At 60.0% G+C, this 13,487-nt stretch carries 12 protein-coding genes; 11 read left to right on the plus strand and 1 reads right to left on the minus strand.

Annotation, left to right across the window (positions count from 1 at the left end):
• The first annotated feature begins 22 nt into the window (after window positions 1-22).
• Window positions 23-1,366 carry an HlyD family type I secretion periplasmic adaptor subunit gene (locus MOV75_RS00685; protein ID WP_247004502.1) on the plus strand — a complete coding sequence of 448 codons (1,344 nt, stop codon included), beginning with the start codon at window positions 23-25 and terminating at the stop codon, window positions 1,364-1,366.
• A 12-nt stretch (window positions 1,367-1,378) separates the two neighbouring features.
• Window positions 1,379-2,611, plus strand: a complete 1,233-nt coding sequence (locus MOV75_RS00690; RefSeq protein ID WP_247004505.1) for a hypothetical protein — start codon at window positions 1,379-1,381, stop codon at window positions 2,609-2,611.
• On the opposite strand, the gene MOV75_RS00695 is transcribed toward MOV75_RS00690, so the two are convergent.
• Window positions 2,608-3,495, minus strand: a complete 888-nt coding sequence (locus tag MOV75_RS00695; RefSeq protein ID WP_246916398.1) for a glycosyltransferase family 2 protein — start codon at window positions 3,493-3,495, stop codon at window positions 2,608-2,610. The two genes, MOV75_RS00690 and MOV75_RS00695, sit on opposite strands and share 4 nt — an antisense overlap.
• Before the next feature lie 178 nt (window positions 3,496-3,673).
• Between MOV75_RS00695 and MOV75_RS00700 the strand changes: the two genes are divergently transcribed.
• The 9 genes from MOV75_RS00700 to MOV75_RS00740 all read left to right on the plus strand — a co-directional run bounded on the left by MOV75_RS00700 (window position 3,674) and on the right by MOV75_RS00740 (window position 13,470).
• Window positions 3,674-4,468: a WecB/TagA/CpsF family glycosyltransferase gene (locus MOV75_RS00700; protein WP_246916396.1), complete on the plus strand. Its 795-nt coding sequence runs from the start codon at window positions 3,674-3,676 to the stop codon at window positions 4,466-4,468.
• A gap of 3 nt (window positions 4,469-4,471) precedes the next feature.
• On the plus strand, window positions 4,472-5,596 hold the full coding sequence (gene wecB, locus MOV75_RS00705; protein WP_246916394.1) for a non-hydrolyzing UDP-N-acetylglucosamine 2-epimerase: 1,125 nt from the start codon (window positions 4,472-4,474) through the stop codon (window positions 5,594-5,596).
• Window positions 5,589-6,851, plus strand: a complete 1,263-nt coding sequence (wecC, locus tag MOV75_RS00710) for a UDP-N-acetyl-D-mannosamine dehydrogenase (RefSeq protein WP_246916392.1) — start codon at window positions 5,589-5,591, stop codon at window positions 6,849-6,851. Before wecB ends, wecC begins: the two co-directional genes overlap by 8 nt.
• Before the next feature lie 70 nt (window positions 6,852-6,921).
• Window positions 6,922-7,983 carry a Gfo/Idh/MocA family protein gene (locus tag MOV75_RS00715; RefSeq protein ID WP_246916390.1) on the plus strand — a complete coding sequence of 354 codons (1,062 nt, stop codon included), beginning with the start codon at window positions 6,922-6,924 and terminating at the stop codon, window positions 7,981-7,983.
• A gap of 31 nt (window positions 7,984-8,014) precedes the next feature.
• Entirely contained in the window at window positions 8,015-9,505 is a 1,491-nt protein-coding gene (locus tag MOV75_RS00720; protein WP_247004507.1) for an oligosaccharide flippase family protein, read from the plus strand.
• Window positions 9,506-9,536: 31 nt separating this feature from the next.
• Window positions 9,537-10,049, plus strand: coding sequence for an acyltransferase (locus tag MOV75_RS00725; RefSeq protein WP_246916386.1), 513 nt, complete (start codon window positions 9,537-9,539; stop codon window positions 10,047-10,049).
• 108 nt (window positions 10,050-10,157) lie between these two features.
• Window positions 10,158-11,336, plus strand: a complete 1,179-nt coding sequence (locus MOV75_RS00730) for a DegT/DnrJ/EryC1/StrS aminotransferase family protein (protein WP_246916384.1) — start codon at window positions 10,158-10,160, stop codon at window positions 11,334-11,336.
• Window positions 11,333-12,334 carry an NAD-dependent epimerase/dehydratase family protein gene (locus MOV75_RS00735; protein ID WP_246916382.1) on the plus strand — a complete coding sequence of 334 codons (1,002 nt, stop codon included), beginning with the start codon at window positions 11,333-11,335 and terminating at the stop codon, window positions 12,332-12,334. The genes MOV75_RS00730 and MOV75_RS00735 overlap by 4 nt, the downstream gene beginning before the upstream one ends.
• Window positions 12,331-13,470 (plus strand): DegT/DnrJ/EryC1/StrS aminotransferase family protein, encoded by a 1,140-nt coding sequence (locus tag MOV75_RS00740; RefSeq protein WP_246916380.1) that lies wholly within the window; start codon window positions 12,331-12,333, stop codon window positions 13,468-13,470. Before MOV75_RS00735 ends, MOV75_RS00740 begins: the two co-directional genes overlap by 4 nt.
• Window positions 13,471-13,487: the final 17 nt, after the last annotated feature.

A 13,487-nucleotide genomic window follows, 5' to 3' on the forward strand; every position in this document is an offset into this window, starting at 1 on the left:
TTCACTGACGAGACGCCGGCTCTTGAGGTCCGCGCCCGCAGGTTCTCGCATTGTCGCGCAATTTCAGTCAGACGCAGCCGAGATCGAGCAGCTGACGCCGCCGCGTGTGGGACGAATCACGCTCTATTGTGTCGTCGCCCTGATCGCTGCGGCGGTCACATTCGCATGCGTGTCTCGCGTTGACATGATTGTGACTGCGCAGGGCAAGTTGATCACGACGCATCCCAACCTGGTTGTACAGCCGCTGGAAACCTCGGTCATTCGGGAGATACGGGTCAGGGCCGGCGAAGCCGTTAATCGCGGTGACGTGCTTGCGGTTCTCGATCCGACATTCTCTCAAGCTGATCTTGCCCAACTGCGCGGCCGCCTGGCGGGTCTCGACGCCTCCATCGGCCGGCTTCGAGCCGAGTTGGACGGCACGGACTACGGCGTCGATGGGACGGCGAACGCCGACCAGGCGTTGCAGAGAAGGCTATTCCTCCAGAGGAAGGCGGCCTTCGACCTTCAAATCCAGAATTATGACGCGCAGATTGCGTCCGCCGAGGCCAATCTAAAAACGGCTCAGAGCGAGGAGCTGGTCCTCGCCCAGCGACTGGACACGATGCAGTCCATTGAAGCCATGCGAAATACGTTGATGGCCAAGGAGGTCGGTTCAAGATTGAACTTCCTGCTATCACGGGATGCGCGGCTGGAGGTCGAAAGCAACCTGGCGCGAGTCCGTGGCAGCATCATCGACAACACGCATCGCCTGGAGAAGGCCCGTGCAGACCAGAAGGTGTTCGCGGCCGAGTTTCGCCGCGCCGCCTATCAGGAACTCGTCGAGACGTTGCCAAAGCGCGACGGCACTGCCGAAGAGCTCAAAAAGGCGGAGCTCCGCCGACAACTGATCGTGCTGAATGCACCGGCGGATGCGGTGGTGCTCGACATTGCCAATCGGACGGTAGGTTCGGTGATCCGCGAGGCCGAGACGATGTTTGTGCTGGTCCCTCGGGACGAGGCGCTCCGGGTGGAGGTCAACGTGGAGGGGAGGGATATCGGACAGGTGGCGGTCGGGCAGGCCGTACGAGTGAAGTTCGAGGCATTTCCATTTCAGAAGTACGGCACCGCTACTGGCGAGGTCGGAGTCATTAGTCAGGACTCGTTCTCGCCAGAGGCGAAGGCCGAAGGTGTGCGCAGGTCATCAGCTCCCTATTACCGCGTACTGATCGATCTGCGGGACACGCACCTTCGGCTGCCGTCCGAACGCGTTCAGTTGATCCCCGGTATGGCTGTTACCGCCGAGATGAAGGTCGGACAGCGAACGGTGATTTCATATTTCCTCTATCCTCTGCTTCGCGGCCTGGATGAAAGCATCCGGGAGTACTGAACCGAGTTTACAATGGTGCTGGCAATGATGATCAGTCCGAATTCTGGTGTGAAGCTCATAGTGCCCGCTGCAACCAAGGTGCCTGCATCAAACTCGCCCCTGGTGAACTATGCGCTCAAGGGGCTTGAACGCTGCTGGCTGCCTGCAGAGCGTCGTTGGTCGCATATTTATCACCTCGACGGGCGCGCTTCGCCGAACGAGTCGCTACCCCATAGTGACGTGTTTTATACTCTCAACGTCTTGCTTGGGATGTCGCGGGTCGCGGAACTTCCGGCTGATATTGACCTCCCGGACATATTCTACCGAAATGCCGTGAGGCTTACTGCGCTACCCGTACGCAAATATGCGTTCGGCATGGCGTTGTGGGCCGCCGCGGAGCTCCGCCTCCCGATTCCGATGCAGGTCAAGCGCGAGGTGAGAGCCGTTCTCTCGGATCAGTCGCAGTGGCAGGCTTTTCGGGCGCAGGATCTGGGCATGCTGCTGACGGGAGTGATTGCGCAGGCGAGGGCAGGCGAGAAGGAGTGGCTATGCTTCGCAGGCTCGCTCTACCGCTTCCTGAAGGAACGGTTCCATGGCGAGTCCGGATTGTTCTTCGACGCACCGTCCGGTTTCCGTCGCCGTTTCGCGTCGTTTGCGACGCAAACATATCTCTCCATCGCCTGCTATCAGTACGGCGAATTCACCGGCGATGCGTCCGCGCTCGTCATGGCCGATACTTGCGTGCGCAATCTGATTGCACTTCAAGGGCCCCAAGGCGAATGGCCGTGGTTCTTCGATGCGATGAGCGGCCGCATCCTCGATTTCTACGAAATCTATTCGGTCCATCAGTATGGAATGGCCCCGGCGCTGCTGGAATGGGCCGAGCGCTTTGGACAACGGGGAGCGCGGGATGCCCTGGTCAGGGGATTCAACTGGGTACTCGGTCACAACCAGCTGGGCCGGAGCATGCTCGTGCCTGAACTGAACCTGACGATCCGTTCGCAGATCCGCAAGGGTGAATTGACGACCAAGGCGCCGCGCGTATTGCGTGCGGTCAAGAACGCCTGGCGCGAGAACGGGGGGGAGCTGATCGACAGCGCGGATGTGGGTGTTCGACTGGAGTGTCGCAGCTACGAACTCGGCTGGATTTTGTGGTCATTCGGCCGGCGTACCGACTTGCGCGATCTCAGCCACAACGTCGCGTTCGAACAGTCAGCTTGCCCGCCTGGCGGCGAGCCGCAGGGCAACGGCAGCGCGATCGGCTAGCGATTCCAGACGACCGTGCCCTCTCTCCAAAGCAGGGCCAGCATCTTGGTCGTTCGATGGCTGCGAACCGCGCAGAGAACGGCAATCGCTTTGAGGCGCGCGCTCATCCCATGGAGGCGTCCGCTCGTCAGCACGGTGATGGCGCCAACCGCCGGCGATGCGAGGACGAGCAGGGCCGTGGCAAACCAGCGCAACTGCCAACCGCGCGCGGCCTGCGCCGTGTTGCGGTAGTGCGTGATTTGGCGATCCCACTTCGCATAGAGCTCTCGAAGAGAGCGCCGCGCAGGGTGAAACACGACCATCTCGGGAACGTAGCGAAATTCGCAGCCGGCGTGGATAGCCATTTGTCCCCATTGCATATCTTCCGCGAACTGAATGCCCGGGAAAGGTCCGATCCTCGCAAAGTCGGCGCGGCGAACCGCGAGATTTGCCGTGACGGAGTAGCCGTGCCTCGTGACGTACAAGCGATTGCGAAAGCCAAAAACGCTTTCATAGGCCTCAATCGCGGTGAAACGCCCTTCGACGGCAGGCCTGATGCGAACCTCTCCGCCAAGGATCGTCGCCGGTCCGGCTTGCTGGAACGCCTTATGGATCGCGGTCAGCCAGTCCGGATGAGCCCGGCAGTCGGCATCCACAAAAGCGAGAATGTCGCCTCTCGCACAGGCCGCGCCTGCGTTTCGCGCCGGACCCGGGCCGGGATGCGGCTCGTGCTCCAGCCTTACGCCGGAATGGCCGGCAATGACGTCCATCGGGGGCATCGCCGAGCCGTTGTCCACCACGATGACCTCGAACAAGTCCCGGGACAGGGTCTGCGCATCCAGGCTTCGCAAACAGGCTTCCAGGGCGTCGGCCTGATTGAGGTGGGGAATAATGACTGAGATCATTTGAAATGTCCCTATTTAATTGCCCTGGCCTGCCATACGCGCGCCCGGCGCAGTAGCGCTCATTTCCAGGCAGAAAGCCGCGCATTTAATCCTTGCAATTAAATATTAGTCCAATATTATCGATATAATAATCTTAAATGCAACATAAACAAAATTGCATTTTTGGAGGTCGATTCAAATGCGTGCATCGTTCCTGGCGTGCCCTATCGATCTGCTGACGATGGCGGAGACCGTCGAGATTGCGCGCGGCGCCATGCGCAGCCGCCGGCGGCTGCAACATGTGGCGTTGAACGTCGCCAAATTCGTCAATATGCGGTCCGATCCTGTGCTGGCGGCCGATGTCGCCAACAGCGACATCGTCAGCATCGACGGCATGGGGATTCTCTGGGGGGCCCGGGCCCTGGGGCTTCCGGCCGCTTCGCGAGTCGCCGGTGTCGATCTCCTGACCGAGTTGCTCGTGGTATGTGCGCGGGAGGGCTGCAAACCATATTTCCTGGGAGCCACGCCCGCCGTCCTGCACCAGGCCATGCAACGCGCGCGAGAGAGATGTCCCTCACTCGTCTTCGCGGGCTGGCACGACGGTTACTTCAAGCCGGAGCAGGAGATTGACGTCGTTCGGGACATCCAGTCCAGCGCGGCCGACTGTCTCTTCATTGGCATGCCGACACCACGGAAGGAACGCTTTCTCGCTGCCCATCGTGACGAGCTCGGCGTACCCTTTATCATGGGCGTGGGCGGTGCGTTCGATATCCTCGCAGGCACCGTTCGGCGCGCGCCGGTACGGATTCAGAAGCTGGGCCTCGAATGGCTCTACCGCATCTATCAAGAGCCCGGGCGGATGTGGTGGCGATACGCCACGACGAACACATTGTTTGCGGGCATCCTGGTGCAAGCGCTCGTCAAGCAAGCAATAGAGCATACATTTGGCACGCCGGGCGCCGTGCCGCCGGGCCCGAGTCGGATCGGAGGGTGAGACGTGCGCAAGCATTTTTTCATCCTTTTGGGAACCCGGCCGGAAGCAATCAAGCTCTTTCCGGTCATCAACCGACTCAAGGCCGAGAATCGCAAGGACATTTCGTTAACGATCTGTGCGACAGCACAGCATCGGCAGCTGCTCGATCAGGTGCTCAAGCTCGCCAAGGTAGTTCCGGATTTTGATCTGAACGTCATGACGGCCAATCAGACGCTGGATCATCTGACCGCCCGGTTGCTCGGAGAAATCGGTCAGCTCCTCGACAAGGTGAAGCCCACCAGGGTTATCGTCCAGGGCGACACGGCGACTGCCATGGCCGGTGCGCTGGCGTCCTATTACCACCGGATACCCGTTTCGCACATCGAGGCGGGACTGCGCAGCGGCGACATCTTCGCTCCGTGGCCGGAGGAGGTGAACCGCAAGATCGTCGGCTCGATCGCAGATCAACATTTTGCGCCGACAGAGCGCGCGGCACGCGCGCTACGCTCTGAAAACGTCTCGGACGACAGAATCCACGTCACCGGCAACACGGTGGTGGACGCGCTCATCCTCGTGAAAGCCATGGTCGAATCCGATCCGGGGCTCTCGAGCCGCTGGGACGGCATTAAGAAGCGCCACGGCAATCGACGCATCATTCTGGTGACTTGCCACCGCCGGGAGAATTTCGGCGGCGGTGTCGTCAACATCGTGAACGCGTTGGAAACGATCCTGCGCAGGGAAGATGTTGCTGTGGTGCTCCCCGTGCATCCGAATCCGAATGTCCGCGACTTGTTTGCGTCCCGGTTGTCGGATCACCCGAGGGTCGTCCTCATCGCACCTCAGGAATACACGGACTTCGTGAGCCTTCTCTCCTTGTCCCATCTGGTCCTGACGGATTCAGGTGGCGTCCAGGAGGAGGCCCCCACCTTCGGCAAACCAGTCCTGGTGATGCGCGATACGACCGAGCGTCCCGAGGGGGTGGAGGCTGGGACGGCGCGCCTGGTCGGTGCGAACTACGACAAGATCGTTGCCGAGACATTTCGCCTACTCGACGATGACGAGACTTATGCCGCCATGGCCCGTTCGCATAATCCGTTTGGTGACGGGCACGCGAGCGAGCGTATCGTGAAGGTGCTTCTTGATGCCTGAATTTCAGAAGATCAATGTCGTTGGACTTGGCTATATCGGGCTCCCGACCGCAGCGCTGATAGCGAGCCGGGGACTGCAGGTGACCGGTATCGACACCAATGAGCGTATCGTCGATACGGTCGCATCCGGAAAAATTCACATTGCAGAGCCAGATCTCGATGGTCTCGTGTCCAAGGTCGTGTCGAGCGGTGCCCTGACGACCTCGACCAAGCCGCAGCCTGCCGACGTCTTCATCATAGCAGTGCCGACGCCGATCGATCGCGAAAACCGTCCAGACCTTTCAAGCGTCAATGCGGCAGTCGATCAAATCGTCGACATCCTTGCGCCCGGCAATCTCGTCATCCTCGAGTCGACGTCGCCGATCGGGACTACCGAGGCGATAGCAAAGCGGATCGTCGAGCGCAGGACAGATCTGCACATAGGCGTCAACGGCAAGGAAGACGGAGCGATTTACGTCGCCTACTGTCCAGAACGCGTGTTGCCGGGACGGATCCTGACCGAGCTTATCAACAACGACAGGTGCATCGGGGGAATTACGCCAACCTGCACGCGGCGTGCTCAACGCTTCTACAAGATGTTTGTTCGCGGAGCCTGCGTCGGGACCACGGCGCGCGCAGCCGAGTTGGTCAAGCTGACGGAAAACGCCTTCCGCGATACCAACATAGCATTCGCGAACGAACTCTCGCTGATTTGCGAGAGGTTCGACATCAATGTCTGGGAGGTGATCGACATCGCCAACCGCCATCCTCGCGTAAACGTATTGCGGCCGGGACCGGGAGTCGGCGGGCACTGCATTGCGGTCGATCCCTGGTTCATCATCGACTCCGCACCAGACCTCGCTCGGGTGATGCGGACAAGCCGGGAAGTCAACAATGCCAAAACTCAGAACATCATCGAACGTACAGAGGCGCTGATCGACGAGCATCCCTATGCAAACGTTGCTTGTTGTGGATTGACCTTCAAGGCCAATGTCGACGATTTGCGTGAAAGTCCCGCCATGGAGATAGCCACGCATCTCGCGGCAAAGTACGGAGAGCGAGTCAAGGTCGTCGAGCCGAACCTTCGCCGTCTGCCGCCTCAGTTGGCCGACCACCGTGTCGCTTTCGTGAACATCGATGAGGCTCTGCGCAGCTGCGAGATCGCGGTCCTCCTGGTCGATCATGACGAATTCAAGATGGTGCCCCTGTCGGAGCGTCGGCATCTCGACGTCATAGATACACGAGGCATATGGCAGGATATGCCGGCGCGGACTTGACGCCCAACGTGATGTGACCGTCAGCGAGAGGATGGCTAGAGGCGTATCCTCTGAATGAATCGAGGTTAGCATGCGAGATAGTCAACTGGGAATCGGCGTCGTGGGGTACGGCTATTGGGGGCCCAATCTCGTTCGCAATTTCTCGATCAACCCTGCCACCCGCGTCGTCAGCGTGAGCGACCTGCACCCGGGCAGGCTTGGCGCGATCAAGCAGCTTTACCCGACAGTGGAAACCACCACTCGCTACGAAGATCTGCTCAAGGACGCCAGCATCGATGCAATCGCTATCGCGACGCCGGTGCATACCCACTATGAGCTGGCAATTGCGGCGCTGAAGGCCGGAAAGCATGTGTTGGTCGAGAAGCCGCTTGCGCCGAGCGCCGAGCTCGTGACCCGTTTGATCGACGAAGCAGATCGTCGTGGCCTGACGCTCATGGTCGATCACACCTTCCTCTACACGCCGGCGGTCCAGAAGATTCGGGAGCTTCTGCTGAGCCGCGAACTCGGAGACATCTACTATTACGACAGCACGCGCGCCAGTCTCGGGTTGTTTCAAAAGGACGTAAATGTGATCTGGGACTTGGCGGTGCACGATATCTCGATCATTCACCATATCCTCGATGAGGCGCCGATCGCCGTCTCTGCAACCGGCTCGTGCCATGTCACCGGTTCGCCGGAGAATATGGCGCATATCACGCTGTTCTTTGCCAACACATGCGTGGCCCACGTCAGCGTCAATTGGCTGTCGCCCGTCAAGGTGCGTCAGACTTTCATCGGTGGCAGCAAGAAGATGATTGTCTACGACGATCTCGAGCCGACCGAAAAGATAAAGGTCTATGACAAGGGAATTACGCTTGACGCGCCTCCTGAAGATGCACATCAACTTCGGATCGGATATCGCGCCGGCGACATGTGGGCTCCGCATATCTCGCCCACAGAGGCGCTACAGACGGAGGTCGAGCATTTTGTCGATTGCGTACGCACCGGTGCCCAGCCGATTTCCAGCGGCACCTCCGGACTCCGCGTGATCGAGGTTTTGGAAGCGGCATCGTGCTCGATCGCAAAACAGGGTGCGCCGGTATTGCTGCAGGAGCCTTACGGAACCCGGCAACGCGCCAGAGCGATAGCATGACGCGCGCGGCGGCCCAGCTAGCCTGACCGACATGGCAGACGATACAATGAGGCCGGTACAGCGCTCCATTCTGTTCTCAGCGCTCGATCGTTACGTCGGCCTGCTGCTGGTCTTCGTCGCAACCGCCGTGCTTGCCCGTTTGTTGTCTCCCGAGGAGTTTGGCATCTATGCTGTCGTGAACGCCGTCACGTCCATCATTGCGGCCTGCTTTCAGGAATTTGCAGGCGCAAGCTATCTGATCCAGAAGCGAGAACTGTCGCGCGCGAGCGTGCAGACCACGTTCACGATTACCCTCACGATCTCGGCGGCCACGGCTTTCCTGCTGTTCGTGTTTGCGCAGCCGATCGCGCGTCTCTTCGGGCTGGACGGCCTGGGCCGAGGAATCGAGATTTCCGCACTAAATCTTGTCTTGCTGCCGTTCTCTGGAACCATAGCCGCATTGTTCCGTCGTGAGATGCAGTTTGGCGTGCTCGCAATCTGTAACCTCGCAGCGGGTACAACGATCGCTATCGTTTCGGTCGCTCTCGCAATGGCGCACTTCAGCTACATGGCCCCGCTCTGGGGAGGGGTGGCCGGCAACGCGGTGCTGGCCGTGATGCTGCTGATATGGCGGAGAGATTTTAAAGCGATGCGGCCATCCTTGGTCGATTGCCGGGAGATCGTCGGTTTCGGCCTCTACTCGGGCGCGGTGAGCGTCGTGAATGTGTTTTACGGCCTGGCGCCGCAGCTGTTCCTGGCCAGAGTGCTCGACTTCACCGCCGTCGGTCTCTACAGCCGTGCAACCGCCTCGACGCAGATATTCGACAAGCTGGTCACGCAGGTCATCAGTCCGGTCGTCATGCCGGCAATTGTTGGGCGAAGCAAAGCAGGCGGCGATCTCAAGGCTGTTTATCTCGAGGCCATTCAGTCTCTCTCGGCCGTGCAGTGGCCGTTCTTGATCTTTATGGCCATCATGGCCCGGCCAATCATTCTGCTCTGGCTCGGTCCGACGTGGCTGGAGGTCGTCCCGCTCGTGCAACTGCTCTGTATCGGCAACCTAGCGCTTTTCGCGGCCTGCCTGACCTATCCGGTCTTTGTTGCAGGCGGAAGGGTGCAGGATGCGCTGATCTCGTCGTTGATTTCGCTGCCACCATCACTTCTGGTCATCTTCGGCGCATCGTTTCTGGGCGTGCACGCCGTTGCGGCATCCGCTCTTGTCACATTGCCATTTCAAGCAGCGGTTGCATTTTATTTTCTGGGGCGACAACTCGGCCTTCGGCCCGCCGAATTCGTACGCACCTTATGGAGAAGCGGAGCTGTAACGGCTCTTGTGATTGCCGGTGTATCTATTTGTACGGCGCTCACGGAGGCCGGAGATCTTACCTCAGTTGCAGGTTTGGCGTCGGCCTCCTTCGTTGCTGGGCTCTGTTGGTGGCTGGGACTGATGGTCACCGGACACCCGCTCTTGCAGCAGTTTCACTACGCCGCAGCCGGCTTGGCGAGAATGGCGCCGGGGCTGTGGCCTTCGCGGACGGCGTCATAGCGTTTCTGCGACATCATTCGGAGTGCGGAATATGCCTATCACACGAGACGTAGAACTTGGTCGCGATGTCCGTATCCTTCACCCGGAACTGGTCAATCTGTACGGCTGCACCGTCGGCGACGAGAGCAGGATCGGAACCTTCGTCGAAATCCAGGCGGGAGCGAGGATAGGCGCGCGGTGCAAAATTTCATCGCACAGTTTCATCTGCGAAGGCGTCACGATCGAGGACGAAGTATTTATCGGTCATGGCGTGATGTTCACGAACGACAAACATCCGAAGGCGGCAACGGCGGATGGTCGTCCTCAACAAGCTTCGGACTGGACATTGCAGCGCACTCACGTCGGCAAGGGGGCTTCCATCGGTTCCAACGCCACAATTCTATGCGGTGTCACGATCGGCGCGGGTGCGTCCGTTGGCGCGGGCTCGGTCGTGACAAAGGACGTTGCCCCGGGTGCCACCGTGGCGGGCGTACCCGCTCGGACCATGTCCGCAGCCGGAAGCGAGGCAGCCGTCGATCGTGCCTTCATCAGCGAGGTCTCGTAGGCCAGATTTATTTAATATTTGTTTATATTCTGAAAATTATGCTTGAATTAATATTATAATGCGAGTTAATTGTTTAATTGTCGTCAGTCCAATCCAAGGTTTTGAATCTTGATACCTTTCCTGGATCTGAAAGCCCAATACTGCCAAATCAAGCCGGAAATCGACGCCGCGGTGGCAAGAGTCGTCAGCAGCGGGCATTTTGTGCAAGGGCCGGAGGTCGCAGCCTTCGAGGAACGATTTGCGGAATATTGCCGGACTGCTCATTGCCTGGCAGTGAATAGTGGGACCTCTGCGCTTCACCTTGCGCTATTGGCAGCGGGCATCGGACCCGGTGATGAAGTCATCACGGTGTCCATGACCTTCGTGGCGACAACCGCCGCCATTCTCTACAGCGGGGCCAAACCTGTTTTTGTCGACGTTGACCCGGTCACGTGGACGATGGATCCTGGCCTGATCGAGGCTGCGATAACACCTCGAACCAGAGCCATCCTGCCGGTTCACCTCCATGGATTGATGGCCGACATGGATCCCATCATGTCGATTGCGCGACGTCACGGTCTGGTCGTCATTGAGGACGCTGCGCAGGCGCACGGCGCAGAATACCGGGGATGCCGCGCAGGCTCGATCGGGGATCTGGGGTGCTTCAGCTTTTACCCGGGCAAGAATCTGGGAGCATTCGGCGAGGGCGGAGCCGTCGTGACCGATCGGCCTGAATTCGCGCGCCGCGTGTCGCTGCTGCGGGACTGGGGGCAGGAGGCGAAATACGACCACGTCATTCCCGGATACAATTATCGCATGGACGAGATCCAGAGCGCGATACTGAATGTCAAGTTGGACTACATCGAGCGCTGGACCGAGGCCCGCCGAGCGCTCGCAGAACGATACAACGAACTGCTTTCTGAGCTCCCATTCGCGCGACCGCGGCCGCCCTCGCACTCCCGCCACGTGTATCATGTCTATTCGATCAGATTGCAGCGGCGCGACGACGCGCTCACATTATTGCGGGACGCCGGCATCGGTGCAGGGATTCACTATCCCATTCCGGTACACCTGCAGAAGGCCTATGCTGAACTCGGTTATCAGGCCGGTGATCTGCCGGTAACCGAGATGCTTGCGAACGACTTTCTCTCCCTTCCCATTTATCCGGAGCTGCTGCCGGACCGGGCGGCCGAAGCTGTCTCCACGTTGAGGAGCGCCGGAGCATTGCGACCCAGCGAAGCCGTCAGCAACCAATCGCGGCAATCACAAAGCTTCACAACAAGGTCCTGCAACAGGAGGGCGTCTTGATTGAGCTCAAGGGTAAGCGCGTTCTGGTCACTGGTGGGGCAGGATTCATCGGCTCCCACATCGTCGATCTGCTCTGCGATGAGGGTTGCATCGAGATCGTTGCCCTCGACAACATGGTCAGAGGCCGGCCGGAAAATCTCCGGCGCGCGCTTGGTCGTGGACCGGTGAGACTGGTTCACGGCGACATACGCGATCGCAAGCTCATGGAAGCCTTGGTGAAGGCTGCCGACATCGTGTTTCACCAGGCCGCACTTCGCATCACTCATTGCGCGGCGGAGCCACGCCTGGCCAAGGAGGTCATGGTGGACGCCACCTACGACCTCCTGGAGCTGTGCATCAAGCACGATATCGAGAAGATCATCGCGGCGTCCTCGGCGTCCGTATATGGCATGGCCGAGGAGTTTCCGACAACCGAGCGGCAGAATCCGTACAACAACCGGACCCTCTATGGAGCCGCCAAGGCCTTCAACGAAGGGCTTCTGCGGGCCTTCAACGACGTATGCGGCCTCGATTACGTGGCATTCCGTTATTTCAACGTCTACGGCAGCCGGATGGACATACACGGACGGTACACCGAAGTCTTGATCCGCTGGATGGAGCGGCTGGAGGCTGGATTGCCTCCCGTAATCTTTGGTGACGGCCGTCAAACCATGGATTTCGTTCACGTCCGCGACATCGCGCGCGCCAACATCCTTGCGGCCAGGGCAAAGGTCACTGATGAAGTTTTCAACGTCGGAAGCGGTACTGAGACCAGCCTGACGCAACTGGCTACGGCGCTTGCGTCGGTGATGGGACGGCGCGGCCTGACACCTGAATTTGCACCTGAACGCTCGGTCAATCCGGTGCCTCGACGGCTGGCATCGACAGGCAAGGCCGAGCGTCTGCTGGGGTTCCGCACCACGGTTTCGCTCGAGCAGGGGCTAGCCGACCTCGTGAAGTGGTGGCGATCAGAACGCGAACTCGCTTCGGATCGTCAGCGGCAGGTGGCGACATCGTGATCCCGATCGCAGCTCCGCTGCTTGCGGATGAAGAAGCCGACGCTGCGCGCGCCGTGGTGCTGTCGGGCTGGGTATCGCAAGGTCCACAGGTGGCTGCGTTCGAGGACGAGTTCGCCGCGCTTGTCGGCGCCCCGCATGCCTGCGCGGTCGCGAATTGCACGACCGCCCTGCAGCTCGCCTTGGCCGCGCTGGGTATTGGCAGGGGCGACGAGGTGATCACGGTCAGCCATTCCTTCATCGCAACGGCGAACGTGATCCGATATCAGGGCGCCACTCCGATTTTCGTCGATATCGAGCCCGAGACATACAATTTGGATTGCGCCCGGCTGGCCGAAGCCATCACCGAGCGCACGCGCGCGATCATCGCGGTCCATCAGATGGGCATGCCGTGCGACATGGCCGCGCTCATGGCTGTGGCGCGTCGCCACGGGATCGCCGTGATCGAGGACGCGGCCTGTGCCGCGGGATCGCAGATCTGCATGAATGGGCAATGGGAGGCGATCGGCAAGCCGCATGGAGACATTGCTTGCTTTTCCTTTCATCCGCGAAAGGTAATCACGACAGGTGAGGGGGGAATGCTCACCACCTCCGATGCCGAGCTCGACCGAAAGTTCAGGCTGTTACGGCAACACGGGATGAGCGTTCCTGACATCGTGCGTCACGGGTCGCAGCGTGTCATTTTCGAGGAGTACGTCCTCGTCGGCTACAATTATCGAATGACGGATATGCAGGCCGCGATCGGGCGCAAACAGCTCGAGCGGCTCCCGCACCTGATTGCGCGGCGGCGCGCGTTGGCATCCCGTTATGCTGAGCTGCTCGGTAATATTGAGGGGTTGCGGTTGCCGTTCGAGCCGGCGTGGGCACGATCGAACTGGCAGAGCTACTGCGTGCGCTTGCCCGATCGATTGGATCAGCGGGTCACGATGCAATCGCTGCTCGACCATGGCATCGCTACGCGCAGGGGCATCATGTGCTCGCATCGCGAGCCGCCCTATGCCGGCACGGTGGCGCGACACGATCTGCGACAATCCGAGCTCGCTCAGGATCACGCGATCCTGCTTCCACTCTATGCGCAGCTGGACGGCGCGGACCAGGACCGTATCGTGGATGCGGTGAAGCGTGAACTGGCCCGCTGAGCCGCTTGTGCCGATCC

This window comes from Bradyrhizobium sp. PRIMUS42 (assembly GCF_023006515.1).
Taxonomy (GTDB): Bacteria; Pseudomonadota; Alphaproteobacteria; order Rhizobiales; family Xanthobacteraceae; genus Bradyrhizobium.

Bases quoted from the DNA above. Each gene is read 5' to 3' on its own strand.
- MOV75_RS00690 (WP_247004505.1), top strand. From the start codon at position 1,379: ATGGTGCTGGCAATGATGATCAGTCCGAATTCTGGTGTGAAGCTCATA.
- MOV75_RS00695 (WP_246916398.1), bottom strand. From the start codon at position 3,495: ATGATCTCAGTCATTATTCCCCACCTCAATCAGGCCGACGCCCTGGAA.
- MOV75_RS00700 (WP_246916396.1), top strand. From the start codon at position 3,674: ATGCGTGCATCGTTCCTGGCGTGCCCTATCGATCTGCTGACGATGGCG.
- wecC (WP_246916392.1), top strand. From the start codon at position 5,589: ATGCCTGAATTTCAGAAGATCAATGTCGTTGGACTTGGCTATATCGGG.
- MOV75_RS00715 (WP_246916390.1), top strand. From the start codon at position 6,922: ATGCGAGATAGTCAACTGGGAATCGGCGTCGTGGGGTACGGCTATTGG.
- MOV75_RS00720 (WP_247004507.1), top strand. From the start codon at position 8,015: ATGGCAGACGATACAATGAGGCCGGTACAGCGCTCCATTCTGTTCTCA.
- MOV75_RS00725 (WP_246916386.1), top strand. From the start codon at position 9,537: ATGCCTATCACACGAGACGTAGAACTTGGTCGCGATGTCCGTATCCTT.